Source organism: Flavobacterium sp. GNP011, assembly GCF_056428925.1.
In genome coordinates this window covers 265731-283729 of record NZ_JBWJVJ010000002.1, presented here as the reverse complement: position 1 = coordinate 283729, position 17999 = coordinate 265731, and the positions used below count along the sequence as shown (strand labels likewise).

At 31.8% G+C, this 17999-nt stretch carries 18 protein-coding genes; 15 read left to right on the top strand and 3 right to left on the bottom strand.

The window, feature by feature from the left end:
- Nucleotides 1–56 precede the first annotated feature (56 nt).
- Nucleotides 57–1229 (top strand): glycosyltransferase, encoded by a 1173-nt coding sequence (locus tag AC061E_RS03830; protein ID WP_478285078.1) that lies wholly within the window; start codon nt 57–59, stop codon nt 1227–1229.
- A 117-nt stretch (nt 1230–1346) separates the two neighbouring features.
- Nucleotides 1347–2060 carry a PH domain-containing protein gene (locus tag AC061E_RS03825; RefSeq protein ID WP_478285077.1) on the top strand — a complete coding sequence of 238 codons (714 nt, stop codon included), beginning with the start codon at nt 1347–1349 and terminating at the stop codon, nt 2058–2060.
- 89 nt (nt 2061–2149) lie between these two features.
- Here AC061E_RS03825 and AC061E_RS03820 read toward each other — a convergent pair whose 3' ends face one another.
- From AC061E_RS03820 to AC061E_RS03810, 3 genes are all read right to left on the bottom strand, one after another.
- Nucleotides 2150–3250: a DUF4407 domain-containing protein gene (locus tag AC061E_RS03820; protein ID WP_478285076.1), complete on the bottom strand. Its 1101-nt coding sequence runs from the start codon at nt 3248–3250 to the stop codon at nt 2150–2152.
- Nucleotides 3251–3427: 177 nt separating this feature from the next.
- Nucleotides 3428–5029, bottom strand: a complete 1602-nt coding sequence (gene pckA, locus AC061E_RS03815; RefSeq protein ID WP_478285075.1) for a phosphoenolpyruvate carboxykinase (ATP) — start codon at nt 5027–5029, stop codon at nt 3428–3430.
- A gap of 64 nt (nt 5030–5093) precedes the next feature.
- Nucleotides 5094–5495, bottom strand: a complete 402-nt coding sequence (locus tag AC061E_RS03810) for a DUF423 domain-containing protein (RefSeq protein WP_478285074.1) — start codon at nt 5493–5495, stop codon at nt 5094–5096.
- 180 nt (nt 5496–5675) lie between these two features.
- On the opposite strand from AC061E_RS03810, the gene AC061E_RS03805 reads away from it, so the two are divergent.
- From AC061E_RS03805 to AC061E_RS03745, 13 genes are all read left to right on the top strand, one after another.
- On the top strand, nt 5676–7046 hold the full coding sequence (locus AC061E_RS03805) for a saccharopine dehydrogenase family protein (protein WP_478285073.1): 1371 nt from the start codon (nt 5676–5678) through the stop codon (nt 7044–7046).
- Between the two features lie 346 nt (nt 7047–7392).
- Nucleotides 7393–7650: a DUF7660 family protein gene (locus AC061E_RS03800; RefSeq protein ID WP_438060585.1), complete on the top strand. Its 258-nt coding sequence runs from the start codon at nt 7393–7395 to the stop codon at nt 7648–7650.
- Nucleotides 7643–7990 (top strand): hypothetical protein, encoded by a 348-nt coding sequence (locus tag AC061E_RS03795; RefSeq protein WP_478285072.1) that lies wholly within the window; start codon nt 7643–7645, stop codon nt 7988–7990. The genes AC061E_RS03800 and AC061E_RS03795 overlap by 8 nt, the downstream gene beginning before the upstream one ends.
- A gap of 209 nt (nt 7991–8199) precedes the next feature.
- On the top strand, nt 8200–8736 hold the full coding sequence (locus tag AC061E_RS03790; RefSeq protein ID WP_478285071.1) for a hypothetical protein: 537 nt from the start codon (nt 8200–8202) through the stop codon (nt 8734–8736).
- A gap of 214 nt (nt 8737–8950) precedes the next feature.
- Nucleotides 8951–9202 (top strand): nicotinamide mononucleotide transporter, encoded by a 252-nt coding sequence (locus AC061E_RS03785; protein WP_478285070.1) that lies wholly within the window; start codon nt 8951–8953, stop codon nt 9200–9202.
- A 1089-nt stretch (nt 9203–10291) separates the two neighbouring features.
- A complete protein-coding gene (locus AC061E_RS03780; RefSeq protein ID WP_478285069.1) occupies nt 10292–11269 on the top strand; it encodes a hypothetical protein in 978 nt (325 codons plus the stop codon).
- Between the two features lie 169 nt (nt 11270–11438).
- Complete coding sequence (locus tag AC061E_RS03775; RefSeq protein ID WP_478285068.1) at nt 11439–12116, top strand: SDR family NAD(P)-dependent oxidoreductase; 678 nt, start codon at nt 11439–11441, stop codon at nt 12114–12116.
- A gap of 161 nt (nt 12117–12277) precedes the next feature.
- Nucleotides 12278–12874 (top strand): hypothetical protein, encoded by a 597-nt coding sequence (locus AC061E_RS03770; protein WP_478285067.1) that lies wholly within the window; start codon nt 12278–12280, stop codon nt 12872–12874.
- 232 nt (nt 12875–13106) lie between these two features.
- Nucleotides 13107–13880: a M23 family metallopeptidase gene (locus AC061E_RS03765; RefSeq protein ID WP_478285066.1), complete on the top strand. Its 774-nt coding sequence runs from the start codon at nt 13107–13109 to the stop codon at nt 13878–13880.
- 56 nt (nt 13881–13936) lie between these two features.
- Nucleotides 13937–14479 (top strand): GNAT family N-acetyltransferase, encoded by a 543-nt coding sequence (locus tag AC061E_RS03760; RefSeq protein ID WP_478285065.1) that lies wholly within the window; start codon nt 13937–13939, stop codon nt 14477–14479.
- Nucleotides 14480–14597: 118 nt separating this feature from the next.
- On the top strand, nt 14598–15395 hold the full coding sequence (locus tag AC061E_RS03755) for a helix-turn-helix domain-containing protein (RefSeq protein WP_478285064.1): 798 nt from the start codon (nt 14598–14600) through the stop codon (nt 15393–15395).
- Between the two features lie 80 nt (nt 15396–15475).
- On the top strand, nt 15476–17053 hold the full coding sequence (locus tag AC061E_RS03750; protein WP_478285063.1) for a S41 family peptidase: 1578 nt from the start codon (nt 15476–15478) through the stop codon (nt 17051–17053).
- Nucleotides 17054–17061: 8 nt separating this feature from the next.
- Nucleotides 17062–17946, top strand: a complete 885-nt coding sequence (locus AC061E_RS03745) for a pepsin/retropepsin-like aspartic protease family protein (protein ID WP_478285062.1) — start codon at nt 17062–17064, stop codon at nt 17944–17946.
- The last annotated feature ends 53 nt before the right edge of the window (nt 17947–17999 follow it).

Sequence of the window (17999 nt, the reverse complement as noted above, 5' to 3'; positions counted from 1 at the left end):
TATTGATTCAAATTTGATATATTTACTTCAACCAATCTATCTTTAAATTCATACGTATGAAAATATTAATTATTGACGATCAAGAGTTAGTGATACTCTCTTTAGAAAAAAGCCTTGTTGATTTAGGTTACGAAGTATTTTCAGCCAATACCATTTCTGACGGAATAAAAAGCTATGATTTACACTTGCCCAATCTTGTCATTGCCGACATTAATATGCCATATTCAAGCGAAAAAGAAATAACCAAGGAAGAGCTAGACTCTCATAATGGTCTTGAAATTGCAAAACACATAAAAGTAATTAGAGGGCACAACACTCCCGTTATGATTTTATCTGGTAATACAGAGGAGGATATTATTGTGAAAGGATTTGATTTAGGGGTTGATGATTACATGAAAAAACCTCTCAGTCTAAGTGAGATAGGAGCGCGTGTAAAAAGGTTGATAGGTGTGGGTGGTAAACCGGCTAAAATAACTCAGAAAAACCAGATCATTCAGAACAACTGTATTGGTGTTGTAATTCCTTGTTATAATGAGGAGCTTCGCTTGTTAGGGGACGACTTCAAAACTTTCATTAATTCAAATTTAGGATACCATTTGTGTTTTGTAAATGATGGAAGTAAAGATAAAACGCTGGAAGTTCTTGAAAAATTAAGAGAAGGAAATGAAGATCACATTAGTATTTATGATTGTGAAAAAAATGGAGGAAAAGCCGAAGCAGTCCGATTAGGGATGCTTCACCTAGCCAAGCAAGATCAATTTGACTATATTGGTTTTTTAGATGCTGATTTATCTACAGATTTTGAAGATTTTCATGATCTTGTAAAAACAATATCAGTATCAAATTTCAAATTCGTTAGTGGTTCCAGAATGGCTCGTATGGGTGCTGATATTACTAAGGAATCTGCTCGCGCCATTATTAGTAAAATCATTAATTTTATCATTCGAAAAACAATTGGAATGGAATTCAATGACACGCAATGTGGTGCTAAAATCATGAGTAAAGATGTGATTGAAAAAACCTTTCAAACCAAGTTTTTGACCAAGTGGTTGTTTGATGTAGAAATTTTAATGCGAATGAAGCAAGTGTACGGGGACGAAGAAACTAAAAAGCTAGTGTGCGAACAGCCCTTAAAAAGATGGATTCATGCTGATGGATCTAAACTTTCTTTTAAAGATTCCTTGAAAATTGTGTTTCAAATAGGCCAAATTGCTATTCACTATAGATAATTAATAATTAAATTGAGATATAAGGAGACAAAATTACACACCATGAGTGCAAAAAAATAAAATTGGTATTACTTTTGACAGCGTATTAATACAAAGTCTAAAACTACTGTAAACAAAATGATAGATCAAATTAAAAAATTTTTAAACGAAGACCAAGACCCAAAAGCAATCGAAAAAATTGCTGCTAAGCTGAGTGATTTATTAATGAAAAACGAAGAGGTAGGTTATATAGCGGTTCAAAAAAAACCAGCTATTACAGTCTTACCAGATAGTATTGTTCTAACAAACAAACGAATCATTATTTGTCAGCCTAAAAACCTTGGGTTGTCTATGAATTTTATTGATTATACTTGGGATGAAATAGAGGGAACTTTCGTTAAGGAAAACATTCTAGGGTCAGAGTTTTCATTTACAACTAGAACCAACATGGAAGTATCTATTGATTATATTCCAAAAATACAAGCCCGTAAAATTTTTACGTATGCCAAGGAGCAACTTGATATTTTAAAAACAGGCGCGGTAAGTGCAATAACTGTTGAGGAAGCACAACCAGCTGCGGTTATTCCTGATGCTGAAATCATAGAGGAGATGGAAACCGAAGAAGTAACCAGTTTTGCCGAAATCATGCCTGTAGCACAGCCACCAGTGTATAATTATGAAAATGAACAAGCGCAAGCAGTCCCAGAATCAAGTAAGGAAGCAGGACTTGCCAGTTTATCTCAAGACGAATTGTTTGAAAAACTACAGAATTATAAAAAACTACTCGATAACGGCTTGATTTTACAAGGCGAATACGACGCCTTCAAGAAAGAAATCTTGAGTCACATGTAATAGTGTTGGAGTCTTAAAGTCAAAAGTCCTAAAGTCAAAAGATAATTTACTTTTGACTTTAGGACCTTTTTTATGTCTAATGGTTTTTTTTAAAGTGTTCTTTTCTGTTTTTCTACAAAATTATTAGATTGCAATTCTAGTAAATCAGTGGCGTTTTTGCGCTGTAAATCATACAGTTTTTTATCTTCTGCGATGTCAGCATATACTTTGTTATGCATGCTTTCACTTGTTTTTACCAGCAAAGAACGTTGGTATTTGTCTTGTTCAATGGTTGCTTTTAAGGCGGTTTCAAGATCTTCTAATTTAAAATCGTATTCGCCTTTTGGTGCTAATAATTTGGCGATAATAGGAGAAGTTTCAATCGCTAAAAATAGCAACATTATAAAAAACGATGGCAGCCAAGGCAGTTTGTTCAAAGCATTGATTCGGGCCATTAAACCATCAAATCCATCAATAATAGGTTGAGTTTCGGTAACTTTTTTGTCTAAATCAGCTTGTAAAGTTTTTGTACTCTTTTCCATATCGGCAATTTTGGCCAAATTGGTTTTTTGTAAAGTGTCTAGTTCTTTTTTGGCCAAATCATGCTTGGCAATTTTTTCTTTAAAAACAGGACCTTTGCCTAACTTTTTGGTTCCTGCTGTTCCTTCGGCCTCTTTGATATAGGTTTCGTATAAAGTATTAACCTCTTTCTCTTTGGTTGTTATTTCTAATTTTAACTTGTCTACTTCGGCTTTGTTTTTGTCTAAATCGCTTTTGAAATAGTTAGCTACTTCTTTTTTATTGGCTAGAGCCATCGCATTTTTCTCTTTCAACAAAACAGTATTGATTTCCTTCTCGAAAATTTTAATTTCTAAGGGTTTCGAGATTACAATGGCAATAATTATCGCTAAAATGATTCGGGGTGTAGCTTGTAAAAATTCGGCACCAAACTGATCTCGTTTTCGAATAGTAGAAACAATAAAACGATCCAAATTAAAAATAAGAAAAGCCCAGACAACTCCAAAAGCAATTGCTGGATAAATGCTGTCAAATACGGTGAATAGGGCATAAGCACTGGCTAAAAAAGCCATAACAGCTGTAAAAAATACGGTGGCGCCTATCCCTACATATTTTGTTTGCTCACCTTCTGAACACGTTTCTAGAAGGTCTTTGTCTGCGCCTGAGCATAGAATAAAAAATTGTTTTAACATGATTGTAGATTGTTTTGATTGATTTGTGTTTTTGTCACAAGGACGTTTTGATTACTTACAAATTTAACGCCAAAAAACGAATCACATGCTAAAATGTTGATTTCTTTTATCTTACCACATAAAAAAAGGAAAGCCGCTCTTTACGAACGGCTTTACAAGTGTTGAATTATAATTAACTTATGCTAGTGGAGCACCTGCCATAATCTCTGGATTGGCAAATTCTTCAAATTTCGCAAAATTTTCTTTGAATTTTTGAGCAAGTTCTAATGCTTTTTCATCGTAAAGCTCTGGGTTTTCCCAAGTATTTCTAGGATTTAATATTTCACTAGGAACATTAGGACATGATTGTGGTTTTGCAATTCCAAAAACTTTGTGGTTTTCATAAGCAACATTATCAAGCTCACCGTTAAGTGCTGCTGTGATCATGGCTCTTGTGTATTTTAATTTCATACGGCTTCCTACTCCGTAAGCTCCACCTGTCCAACCTGTGTTGATCAACCAAACCGTTACATTAGCATCTTTCATTTTTTTGCTTAACATTTCAGCGTATTTTGTTGGGTGCAAAGGCATAAATGGTGCTCCAAAACAAGCCGAAAAATTAGGCTGTGGTTCTGTTACTCCTGCTTCTGTTCCGGCAACTTTAGCGGTATAACCAGATATAAAGTGGTACGCTGCTTGACCTGGAGTCAATTTTGCAATAGGAGGCAAAATACCAAATGAATCAGCCGTCAAGAAAAATATGTTTTTAGGATTGTTACCTATAGATCCTGGCTGGATATTGTCTATATGTGTAATTGGGTAGCTTACGCGTGTGTTTTGAGTGATGCTTACATCTTCAAAATCTACTTCATTGGTACCTTCTCTAAATACTACATTTTCAAGAATAGCTCCTTTTTTAATAGCTCTAAAAATATCTGGTTCGTTTTCCTCGCTAAGATTAATTACTTTGGCGTAGCAACCTCCTTCAAAGTTGAAAACAGTATTTTCATTAGTCCATCCGTGCTCATCATCACCAATCAATTTACGATCTGGATCAGCTGATAAAGTTGTTTTTCCTGTTCCAGACAAACCAAAGAAGATAGCCGTATCTCCTTTTTCACCCACATTGGCACTGCAATGCATAGGCAATGTGTTTTTGAAAACTGGTAAAATGAAATTCAATGCAGAGAAAATTCCTTTTTTCATTTCTCCTGTATATCCTGTACCGCCTATTAAAACTACTTTTTTAGTAAAGTCTAATATGGCAAAATTACTTTGACGTGTACCATCTACAGCTGGATCAGCCATAAAACTTGGTACACAAAGTACCGTCCATTCTGGTGTAAAAGTAGCTATTTCTGATGCTTCAGGTCTTAAAAACATATTGTAGCAAAACAAGTTTGCCCAAGGAGTTTCGGTTACCACACGTACATTCAATCTGTAATTTGGATCAGAACATACGTAAGAATCACGTACATAAACTTCTTTATTTGATAAGTAAGCAGTTACTTTATTGTATAGTTTTTCAAAAGCAGCAGGCTCAAACGGAATGTTTACTTTACCCCACCATACTTTATCTTCACTGATGCTATCACGCACAATAAAACGATCTTGTGGAGAACGGCCTGTATATTCTCCTGTGTTTACGGCTAAAGCTCCTGTAGAACTCTCAACTCCTTGACCTGATTGTATTGTAATATTGTGTAATTCTTCTGGAGATAACTGGTAATGAATGTTTACGTTTTCAATTCCTAAATCTGTTAACGAAATCGATTGCGAGAAATGCATAGTATTGTCCATAAATTTAGTGTGTATAGTTACATTTAATAGACTACAAAAGTAGAAATTAAATTTCAGTTAGTCTTTAATTCTGATGATTTTGTGATTTTTTATCAAATATTGATGCTAATAATATAAACCAAGCAATAATTAGTAGGAGACCGCCTATTGGCGTTACGAATCCTATAATTTTAAAATCGAAAGTAGTGAGGTTGTTGGTAGCCAAAAGATAGATAGATCCTGAGAATAATGCTACGCCCGAAAGCACTAAATAATAAATTGCTTTTTGCTTTTTTTGTGAAAGAGCATCATAGTTCCCTATGAAAAGTAAAAACAAAGCATGATACATTTGGTACCGAACTCCAGTTTCAAATGTTACCAATTGATCTATCGATAAAACTTTTTTCAAGGCATGCGCGCCAAAAGCTCCTAAAATTATAGCAATCATTCCTAAAATTGCACCGCTGGCTATGATTCTTTTTTTCATGGGTCTTGTATTTAGTACAAAAGTATTTGATATCAAATGAAATTAAAAGTTTTTGAGGCCTTTGTTTTGGCGAACGCATGTTAAAAAAGAAGCTGTATTTGTAGGTTTTAAATAAAATAATCATACTTCATTTGTTATAAATACAACAATTATGTATGTTTGTGTTATAAATATATAAAAATGAGAACAATTTTAATCATTGGCGCAGGAAGATCGGCCTCTTCTTTAATTCGGTATTTGCTTCAAAAATCGGAACAAGAGCAGTTGCATCTCGTTATTGGTGACTTGTCATTGGCTTTGGCCCAGAAAAAAACCAACAACCATCCTAATGCTACCGCAATCGCCCTTGATATCTTTGATGAAAAGCAACGGCAACAAGCCATTCAAAATGCCAGCATTGTAATCTCAATGCTGCCCGCACATTTGCACATTCAAGTGGCTAAAGATTGTATCACGTACAAAAAACACTTAGTTACGGCCTCATACGTGAGTGATGCCATGCAAGAATTAGATGCTCAGGCTAAAGCAAACAATCTTATTTTCATGAACGAAATCGGACTTGATCCTGGAATTGATCACATGAGTGCCATGAAAGTGATTGATGAAATTAAGGAGAAAGGTGGTGAAATGATTTTGTTTGAGTCCTTTTGCGGCGGATTAGTAGCACCTGAATCAGACACAAACTTGTGGAATTATAAATTTACTTGGGCGCCGCGCAATGTGGTGCTGGCAGGTCAGGGAGGCGCTGCAAAGTTTATTCAAGAAGGCACCTACAAGTACATACCGTATTGCAATTTGTTTCGTAGAACCGAGTTTTTGCAAGTAGAAGGTTACGGTCGTTTTGAGGCGTATTCTAACAGAGATTCCCTAAAATACCGCTCTGTATACGGGCTAGATGATGTACTTACCTTGTACCGTGGCACCATCCGTAGAGTTGGTTTTTCTAAAGCTTGGAACATGTTCGTACAACTTGGCATGACCGATGACAGTTACATCATGGAAAATTCCGAGAACATGAGCTACCGTGAATTTGTCAACTCGTTTTTGCCGTATCATCCTACCGATTCGGTTGAAATAAAAACCCGTTTGATTCTCAAGATTGACCAAGACGACATCATGTGGGACAAATTATTAGAACTTGATTTGTTCAATCCCAACAAAAAAGTGGGTTTAACAAATGCCACACCAGCCCAAATATTAGAGAAAATATTAACCGATAGCTGGACCTTACAAGAAGAGGACAAAGACATGATTGTCATGTACCATAAATTTGGCTACGAGATAAACGGTAAAAAAGAACAAATAGATGCAAAAATGGTTTGTCTTGGTGACGATCAAACCTATACCGCCATGGCCAAAACCGTAGGTTTACCCGTTGCCATGGCCACATTATTAATCCTGAATGGCAAAATTACCACGCCAGGCGTACAATTACCCATTCGCAAGGAAGTATACGAGCCTATTTTAAAAGAGTTAGAAGAATACGGCGTAATCTTCAATGAAACCGCCATGCCGTATTTAGGATACAATCCTGATAAAGAGTTTAGTTAGTAGTTTTTTTTAGATTTATAGTTGGATGATTCCGCTCCTTTTCAGTAAGTAGCGGATTTGTTTTTTTAGATCTTTTATTTTTAGTCCTTGAGCGTGCCCCTCCGTGAAAAACTTCGGGTCAGGCTGTACACTACAATCTTTGTGTTTTTAAAGAAAAAACACAAAGGATTTTCGCTGCCATCCTTCACGCAAGCCCAGTTTTCAGTTGATGATTTTTTTATTAAATAGTAGGAAAATTTGTTTATATTTGAAAAACGCAAAGCGAAACAAACCTTAGATTATTTCCACATGTTTGGTTGTGTATAAGAAGGTTTGTTTCGTTTATATTAAAGTTATAGCCAATTTTATGAACGACACACTTAACGACTTTAAAGTAACGGACAGACAAACTTTCATTAAGTTTCTTGATTTATTACGCAAGGACTTTTTGAACAATCCTGAAAGTTGGGAAAACAAAACTTTGCCTGACTTTTTGGAAGCACTGAGTGCATATACCGAAGATATTCAAGGCTATTACGACAATATGAAGCTAAATGCAAATGCTGACAAAGCAGACTGGTCCATATTTGCGGACATTTTAAAAGGTGCAAAAATCTATGAATAAGCAAGCGACAAAAATTAATTTTAAGCTGTGGCTAGAGTTTGAAGAAGTTGACCCGAATAATTGGGACATTGAAAATCAATTTTGCAATATTCACGTTGACTTGGAAGACGGACGACATTATGGAATTAATGTTTGGACTTATAAGTTTTTAAAAACAGCAATTGAAGAAGACAAGAAATCAGGACAGAATTTAAGCGGACTTTATCAAATTCCTCCAGACTTGTTTGTAAAGGAGCTAACAAGGGAGTGTATTCAGCAGACTATCGAACATCTACTCAAAATTGGCGATTTAGAAAAGGTTTTGAATCCCAGCATTTATGACGGCAGAAATAACGATTAAAAAAAACTGGCTATAACAGCTAGTAAGCAATAGTCGGGAATCAGGCTTAATGGAAAAATGGTCTTGTTTTAGAGAGGTTTGGCAAATCCAAAAAACGGGCTTAATTTAGTCTCAAAACCTGCTTTAGTGCTAGAACCTTGACAGAGGTTTTGAACATACGGATTAACAAGTTAGTGATTATATAATATTAAGTTAAATTTAAAATAAAAATGAAAAATAAAATATTGATTCTTATTTCGATTTTAGCAATAAGTTGTAGCGAAGAAGAAACTATTAAAGAAACTGAAAAAACGTCTTTAAATCTAATTACAGGAATTAATTTTAGAGAAACTGGAGATAATAAAGAAATGTTATTACATCTTGGAAATGCAAATATTTTAACAAATAATAAATTTTTAATTTATCCAAATCCAGCGACAGATAAAGTTTATATTTCGGCTCAAGAAAATGTTACTGATATATGGTTTGTAAAAGGAAATCCAGAAAAAATTTATCAAGATTTCACATTTGGCAACATTTTGAATTCCGATTTTTACGATGAAAAATCAATTGTTTTAAATTCAAAAAATTCGGTCAACGGACAGTCTTCTAAAGAATTTAGTTTGAATATAGAAACGCTTGAAAAAGGATATTACAAGGTGTTTATTAAAATTGGCGGAAAAATATATTGGGATAATCTGTATAAATATGATAATATAGAGGATACGCAAAAACAATCTTTGTCAATAAAAAATTTTTGGAAATGAAAAAGAAAATCTCTGCTAACCTCTTGGTGAGATTTGGGAATTAGACTTAATTTAAAATTAGTTTTGTATTTGGCAGTTTTGGCTTATCCCAAAAATATTGCTAATTTAGTCCCAAACTGCTTGTAGCGCGTTGACGTTACAGGGCATAGCTCTACAGATTCAGGAGAATTCAAGAACCTAACGCAATTTTTAATTTACATTATTTTATAATTTTATGGCAAACATATTTGAATATTATTTAGTCGACTGGCTCGGAATATCACTTAGTCTTTTATCAGTTTATATGCTAGGTAATAAAAATAAATGGGGATTTATAATTTTTGCTATTTCAAATGTAGTTTGGATGTTTCTAGGATTTGTTTTAATGAACAGTTTAGGTACAGCAGTTGGAAATGCCGTGTTTCTGGTAATCAATATTCGTGGATACATAAACTGGAAAAATTTACCCGAAGAAAAAAATTCTTGATTATTAGACATAGCTGATTAATTCGGATTTTAGTAGAAGATATTCTTTAATGAATTTTAGAATTTCATCTAAAAGCTTCTCTACTATTTTGAGAAGTAGAAATCTAAAAATAAACAGTGAGTTGAATTTACATTGCTGAAAAAAGAAACTTTAGCTGAAATATAGATGCAAAAAGTTTTTTCAAAAATTAAATTTAACTTTGATAAAAGTCAAAAAAAACAAGCTTTTAAAAGTAGAAAACACTCAAATAAATCTTTGTATAAATTAAAAAATAAACTAAAATTAACAGGAAGTAGTTTGACACTTATTGTTACGTACTGTAAAACACGCTATAAGCAGTTTGGGTGCTTGGCTTAATGGAAAAATTGTTTTTTATTTGAGATAATTTACTTCGTCTATTCGCTATCGCTCGAGTGGCTAATCTGAAAATAGGGCTTAATTTTGTGCAAAACCCGCTGTAGCTTGGGAACGTTGGCAGTAATACTATTATGAAACGTTAAAAATATTAAAATGACCAAAGAGATTCTTACAAAATTATTATATTCCTTTATTTTTTCTTTAACTATTTCATTAGTTATTGCGTGGACAAATTATCAAGCAACTGAAGGCTTTGAAGCAAAACAAGCAGATTTTATATTTGTACTTTTAACTTTTTTTCTTTGTGTAGTCAATTTTATATCGTCTTTAACAGCTTTACTTAATGTAAATAGAAAAATAAGCGACAACTTAATTCTAAGCGCGATATCTTTTTTTGGGATTCCAATAATAATTTTATTCCTTTTATTAATTCAATTTTTAGTAAATAGAAATCTGAATGATACATTTTTGTCATTTATTTTGCTTTCCACTCCTTCAATTTCTTACATATTGTCATTATTGTATAACTTTGTTAAATTCAGAAAAGAAAACGGACTAAACTAAAAAAGCACTACTGTTAACACTCACTTCAAGCAATTTGGGTATTAGACTTAATTTAAAATTGGTTTTGTATCTGGAAGATTAGTGATAACCGAAAAATAAATCTTAATTTAGTTCCAAACCCGCTGTAGCGCGAGAACGTTAGCGGATGTTTTTATAAAACAAATAAATATGAAAAATTTTAATTTAAAAATAGAATCTTTAAAATGGATAATGATCGGATTAATTATCTTCATTTTTTTTCTTTTACTCACACCAATTACATTTTATAATTCTTACGGATTTTATTTAGCTTTGTTTGAATCATTTATTTGTTCAGTATTTGTTTTTATGACAATTTTTGGTGTTAAATCATTTGGAGAATTGTTCAATTTGGAGATACTAGAATCAAAATTAGAAAATAAAACCTTTTTGATTACTATTCCTTTTTTGACGTTAGTTATCGGAGCATTCTTCTTGTCACATTCTCTAGAGGAAAAAATAAACAATCAAATTTTGACAATTGGTGTTGATACAAAAGCTAAAATTATTAATGGATATTCTTCAACTATAAAAAGAAGATCTTCAACGAATACATCTTATAGTTTAACTGTAAAATTCTCAACTAAAAATGGAGATGTAAAAATCTTCAAAACAAAAGTTGATAACCAAATCTTTGAAAGTATTCGTGAAAATCAAGAGGTGGATATAAAATATTTACTAGAAAGCCCTGAAATATTCAAAATAATTGCTGGAGATTTAAATGTTCAAAAATTCTTTAAAATTTCAAATCGAGATATCGAATTTACAGATATTGAAAAGATTATGTTTTTAGATCAATCGAAAATATTACCCTATTTACAGTCTATCAGCAATGGTTGGACTGTGAAAAGAGATGAAGATGCCTATATTTATGAAAATCTTTTAAAGAATGAATTGATTGGTATAAGTAAAGGTGATAACGGATATATTGATTATGCAACCAAAAAATTTTACATTCCTGCAGGATTTATTGGTCGTGAAAAAATATTATACAAAGATGGAGTAACTAAAAAAAATACTAGTGGATCATTGAGTATGAAAAATAGAACATTTGAATTAAAAAATTTATACGTAGATTATGTTATCGGAGAGGGTTTAGTTTATCACTTGATTGTAAGAAAAAAATAAATAAAACACCGCTAACCGCTTCGCAATATTACGGGTTTAGGCTGAATTTAAAGATGGTTTTGTATTTGGAAAATTTGTGTTAAACCGAAAAATCTTACATATTTAATCCACAAACTCGCCAAATGAGGGTATTTTGTGTGCTATATTGCCAAAAAACTAAAAAATAAAAATGAATTTTAAAAATAAGATTGTCCTAATTACAGGAGCAAATTCAGGAATTGGAAATGCATTAGCGGAGAAACTAATTGCTGAAAAATATTATGTAATTGGAACTTCCAGAAATGGGAAAATTGAAAATATTAAGTCTGAAAACTTATTTGTTGTAGCATTAGATTTGACAAATCAAAAGTCAATTGAAAATGCGAACAAAATAATTAGAAATAAATTTAACGGAATTGATATTTTAGTTAATAATGCCGGAATTGCGCCAGATTTAGATAAAACAGAACCAGATTTAGAAAGTTTAAGATCAACTTTTGAAACGAACGTTTTTGGACTTGTGAATTTTACCGAAACTGTTTTAGATTTAGTAAATCAAAACGGAAAAATTTTAAATATTTCTTCTATTATGGCAACGCTGAATACAACGTCAAAAATTGATTCAACTGCTTACAGAATGTCTAAAGCTGCATTAAATATGTACACGAAAACTTTATCTGCAAGATTGAAAGATAGAAATATAGATGTGAACTCCATTCATCCAGGTTGGGTAAATACAAAATTATCAACTGAAGGTGCACCATTATCAACTGAATTTTCTGCAAACGGAATATTTAAACTAATAGAAACCGGAATCAAAACGGGAACTTTTTGGAATGCTGAATTACAAGAAGAAATGTTGTGGTAAAAAAACACATCACACAACAGCTACGACAACGGATTTAGGCAATTGGCTTAGTGGGAAGTTGGTTTTTGTATTTGGAATATTTGGCAAATCCGAAGAATGGGCTTAATTTAGTCCCAAACCCGCTGTAGTGCCAAGATGTTATGTGACACCTTTGAAAAAAAATGAGAAGAAAATACATTATCTGTTTTTTAATATTGTTAACGATTTCGACAATAGATGCGCAATCGAAAATACAATTTACAAAAGTTCAAAACTCTGTAATCGAGCAAAAGCTGTATGAACTTCCAATTGAAAAACTATTCACTAAAAAAAAGAATGGCTGTCTAATTTACAAAAGAAATGACAACCTTGCAATTAAATATTGTGACAATAAATCTGAAGATAATTATGTTGAATTTGATGAACTTGGGAAAATTAAAAATACGGACATCATAGTAGTAAATAAGTTTACTTACAATGAAGAATTTTACATTTTGATTAATCCTAGAAAAAGCAAAACACTTACTCTATATGGTTTTCCTCTTAGAATTGAAAATACAAAAAAGTACTTAGTTTACAATAATCCAGCAACAGATATTCCTTACTCTATCCAAATATTAGAAATGAAAAATGGAGAAATGAAACTTATAGCAGAAATATTATATCCAAACAATATCACTATTAAAAAAGTTTTGAGAGTTGACGATTCCGAAATCTATATTTTGGATAATAAAAATCAAACCTGGAAAACAAGTATAAGCAAAAAAGGAGTGACATAACAGCTACTACAACGGATTTGGGCATTTGGCTTAATGGAAAGTTGGTTTTGTATCTGGGATAATTTACTTGGTCTATTCTCTATTGCTCTGGTGGCAAATCAGAAAATAGAGCTTAATTTAGTCTCCAACCCGCCTTTGCAAAGCGACGAAAAGTTTGTGAAATTTTAGAATAATAATCGTGAGGAAAAATACCGTTTTAATAGTAATACTAGTATTTGCTTCATGTTCAAGTTTGAGAAAACTTCCAAAAGAACATTACTATGCGTTTTTGTACTACTTCAATAGAGAATTCAAAAACGACACAATATCTTTCCACTTAAAAAATCCTCTTAAATGTCCCGTAAATGTTAAATTAGTAAAAGATTCTCTAAACCCAAATATCGAAAATTTGTTTGGTCATATTACATTAAGGGAATTACAAGACACTGTAATTAGTTTTAAATACCGCGATTTCAATCAAGCCAATGAAACAAAATATTTTGTTGGATATGGAGATTTAAATAGAAAAATATTAAAAAATAAAGTTTCTTACCCTTTCCCAAAAGGCAAAGAGTATAAAATCATTCAAGCCTATAACGCAAAATTCTCGCACAACACATTATATAGTCAATACGCAATAGACTTTGATTTAAAAATTGGAGATACAATTACAAGTGTTGATAGTGGTTATGTAGTTGGAGTAATTGAAGATTACAAAGAATATGGAACAAGCAAAAAATGGTTAAAAAATGACAAAAGTAATAATATAACCATGTACCACCCACAAAGCGGTATCTACACTCAATATGTACATTTAGACCACAAAGGCTCTCTAGTCAAGTTGGGAGATTTTGTAGATAAAGGACAAGCAATTGCAATTAGCGGTATGACAGGCTATACAACTACACCACATTTACATTTTAATGCAAAAATACCAACAGTAGAACATGGATTAATATCAACAAAAATTGAGTTTGAAAGTGGCGTTAAAGGAGAGGATTTAAAGAAAAAAGACCGCGTGAAATAGAAAAAAAGCCTTCAAAAGCCTCTAACACAACTATCCATTAACAGCAAAAAAGTACAATGACAACAAAATTTCCAATATTAAGAACCGAAAGACTTCTACTGCGACAATTTGTTGATGACGACCTTGAGAATGTTTTCAAAGGACTTTCGCACCCAGACATTATCAAATATTATGGAGTGAGTTTTCAAACATTGGAAGCAACGAGAGAACAAATGACTTTTTTTGCTGACCTTGAAAAAAATGAAACGGGAATTTGGTGGGCTGTTTGCTCAGTTGACAACAAGATATTTTACGGAGCAGGCGGACTCAGCAGTTTAAGTAAAGAACATAAAAAAGGAGAAATAGGATTTTGGTTAATTTCAGACTTCTGGGGTAACGGAATTATGAAAGAAGCGATGCCACTACTTTGTAATTATGGATTTGACAATTTAGGACTTCATAGAATTGAAGGATTTGTAGAGTCTGAAAATAAGAATTGTAAAAATGCAATGGCTAAACTAGATTTCCAACACGAAGGAACGATGAAAGAATGCGAAATTAAAAATGGTAAGTTTATAAGTCTTGACATTTATGCAAAACTGAAGACAATTAAATCATAAGTGAACTAAAAAATCAACAAAAAAAGCCCTAATTTTAAGACTTGTTAAAATTGATTTAGACAATCAGCTTAATCGAAAAATGATTTTGTATTGGGGAGATTTACGTTAATTGAATAAAATGAAAACAAAGATAGTTTACCCTAAAAACCCATTATTGAAAAAATTTATTCAATATTTTTTATTCTTGACTAAAGGTGATAATGAGATGATAAGTCAGTTGTGTTATCCAAATACGAACCATTGTCTTAGTTTAATTAAAGGTGGAGAAATGATCGCATTAAATGCAAACGAATATCGTATTTTACCTTCCACAAAAAACAGTAGTTACTTAACAGGTATTTACAAACAACCTATTAAGATTATCGCAAAACATCCTTATCAAGAGCTATGTATAAACTTTAATCCATTGGGTTTGGAGGCTATTTTTGGCGAGCAACTTTCACAAAATATTTTTAAGAATAATATATTGAGTGAAAACAAAAATTGGAATCCGTTGTTTGAAATTGTTTTTAGCAATGATTCATTAGAACTGATTCAAAACGAAATTGAAAGTTTTTTTATTTCTATTTTACGAGATGAAATGCTATCCAATAGTTTGTTGTTTAACGAAACCGTACGGGCAAATGAAATAGAGGATTTAAATGATTTGTTATGCAAAAGCTATCGTTCAACACACAGGTATTTTGTAAATCAATTGCAAACTACTCCCAAAGAGTATTTACAAATAAAAAAAGTTAGAGAAGCGATGTCTCTGATTTTAAAAAATGTTCCGTTAATAGAAATTGCTTTTTTATTAAATTTCACAGATCAATCACATTTTATAAAAACATTTAAAAAATACACAAACATAACGCCCTCTCAATTTAAACAATCAAGTTCTCAGGTTGATAATACGCTGATTTGGAATTTGGAATAGCATTTAAAATATTTGGCAGATTTTTACAATTTTCATTTTTTAAGGAAATCTACTTTTGCATTTCACTAAAAAATATAAAAATGAAAATCTATCTTCGCCAGTTCTTCACTGTTATTTTAATATTGAGTTTTTCCAACATCAAAGCGCAAAATAGCCCGAAACCTCATAAATACCTTGAAAATACTCCGCAACTTACCCACTCACAGATGTTAACGGATTATGATTCGTTAGTGTCCTATATAAAGCAAGTAAGCCCAATTATTCAATTTAATAAAGAAGTAAGGAAAATTGACTTTGATAAGCATACTAATAAACTCAAAAGGAAAATCACCTCTAAAACAAGTATGGAGGATTATCTTTTTTTAGTACAAAAAGCATTAAATGTAGCACAAGACGGGCACACTAGTAGACCAGGTAAATGGCTGTTGGATATCATAAAAAAGGATTGGATTCCAAAGGGTATTGCAGAATTAGATACACTAGACTTTCCTCATAATTATAAATATGACGATTTTTTAAATAAAAACTTTTATACTAAGACAAAATTAGAACTTGCTTACATCAATGGTGAATACTATAATTTATTGCCCTTTTCTTATCAAGGAATAAGTTATCCTGCCTCAATGAAGTTAGTAAGTTGTAATGGTAAAGAAATTCATCAATTTGTTAAGAGTATGGAAGAATTAATCTCTCCGCTAAGGTGGGACAGGATTAATAATAAAGTCTATCATGAGAACTTTTATACAGTTGGAGAAATATATAAAACCAACCATTTAAAATTAACCTTCGTTGATACTAAGCAAAAAAGCAAAACAGTAACTATTATTAAAGATGATACAGTTACTTTTCTAGAACAGAAAAAAAATAATTTTGGTTACAATGCTAATACAGATCCTGTTATTACACATTACTTTGAAAAAGAGCAACTCTTTTATGGAAAAATACCCACGATGGATGAAAAACTGGGAGATACTTTGATCAATCGTTTTCAAAAAATAATAAATAAGTTTGCTGTAAAATCTATTGTATTAGATGTTCGAGGAAATGGAGGAGGTAGTGATAATACCTATGGTAAGTTTTTAGGAAAGATACTAAAGGATACCTTGAAGATGAATTTGACTATAGGATATATATTCAGCCCATTAAACGGATTAAAAAAAGACTCTATTATTAAATATGGTTTAACTTTTGACAAAGAAGGCCCAAAACTAAAAGATATTGAAATGTTTTATAGTAAGATACCCAATTTTAATTTTTTCTATCCATCGAAAGAATTAATTCCTTTTGAGGGTCCTATCTATGTATTACAAGATAGATTTATATTTTCTTCGGCAAGTAATTTATCTAGCTTAGCCTATAAAACTAAACGTATCATTAGTATAGGTGAAACACCAAATTTATTAGGAGGTGTTCAAGCAAGAACCTCCGTATTTAGTCTACCGTATAGCAAATTGATTTTTAGAGTAGAACCGCAAATTGATTTTACAGATTGTAAAACGGTTGCTGATATTTTTCAGAACCAAGTAGAACACTTTGTAACCTATCCTATTGATTTTTTGCATGATCGTGCAACAACAAATGAAGATATTTTAGGGGAAAACTTCTTAATGCAGAAAGACCCAATGTTTAAAAAAGTAATAAAACTTGAACTTCAATAATACTAAAAATGAAAGAAAAATTATTGATCTGTTTTTTAATACTATGCAGTAGTGTTTCGGCTCAACAAAAAATAACTAGCGAGCTTATTCCTTTTATAATCAACGAGCAAAATACAATTATTATAGAAGCCATTTTCAATGAAAAAGACACACTACATCTTAACTTTGATACAGGAACTACCGAATTGGTTTTGACAAATGATGCTCTAAAAAATAAGCTCAAATCCATTCCAAAACTGTATAATACGTTTTACGATTTAAAACTTGGAAACGCAACGTATAAAACCAAAGTTTATGATGCAGCATTATCAGGACACGGAACAGACGGGAGATTTGGTTGGGATTTATTTAAAGATAAAGTTGTTGAAATTAATTATGATAAAAAACTATTGATCATCCATACAACATTACCAAATAGCATTGAAAAAAATAGAAAATTCACGAAACTTGCTATAGAATTTTATAAAGACCTTTTTTTAATTCAAAGCATGATTAAACAAAACGGCATTTCTAATAAGGACTTCTTTTTGTTTGACACAGGTTACCAAAGAACAGTAATGTTAGATAACGATTTGTTAAAACAAAGTAAATTTCCAATTGAAAAAATGAAGGTTGTAAAAAAAGTCATCATGAAAGGAGCACAAGGAAATGAAATTCCGGTTATTACCTCAATACTAAAAGTTTTGAAAATTGGAAAGCATACCCTAAAAAACATTCCTATCCAACAAATAACGACCAATAAGCCGTTGAAAAATAAAAGCATTCACATTTTGGGTAATGAAGTTTTGAAAAGGTTTACTGTGTTTTTGGACTTTCAAAATAATTTTGCATACCTAAAACCAAATCATTTATTTAGAGATAATTACACAGATCAAAAGGAAAATAGCCTATAATTGCCACTTGGCAAGATTTAGTTTTTAGGCTTAATAATTATTCTGTGCCAAGT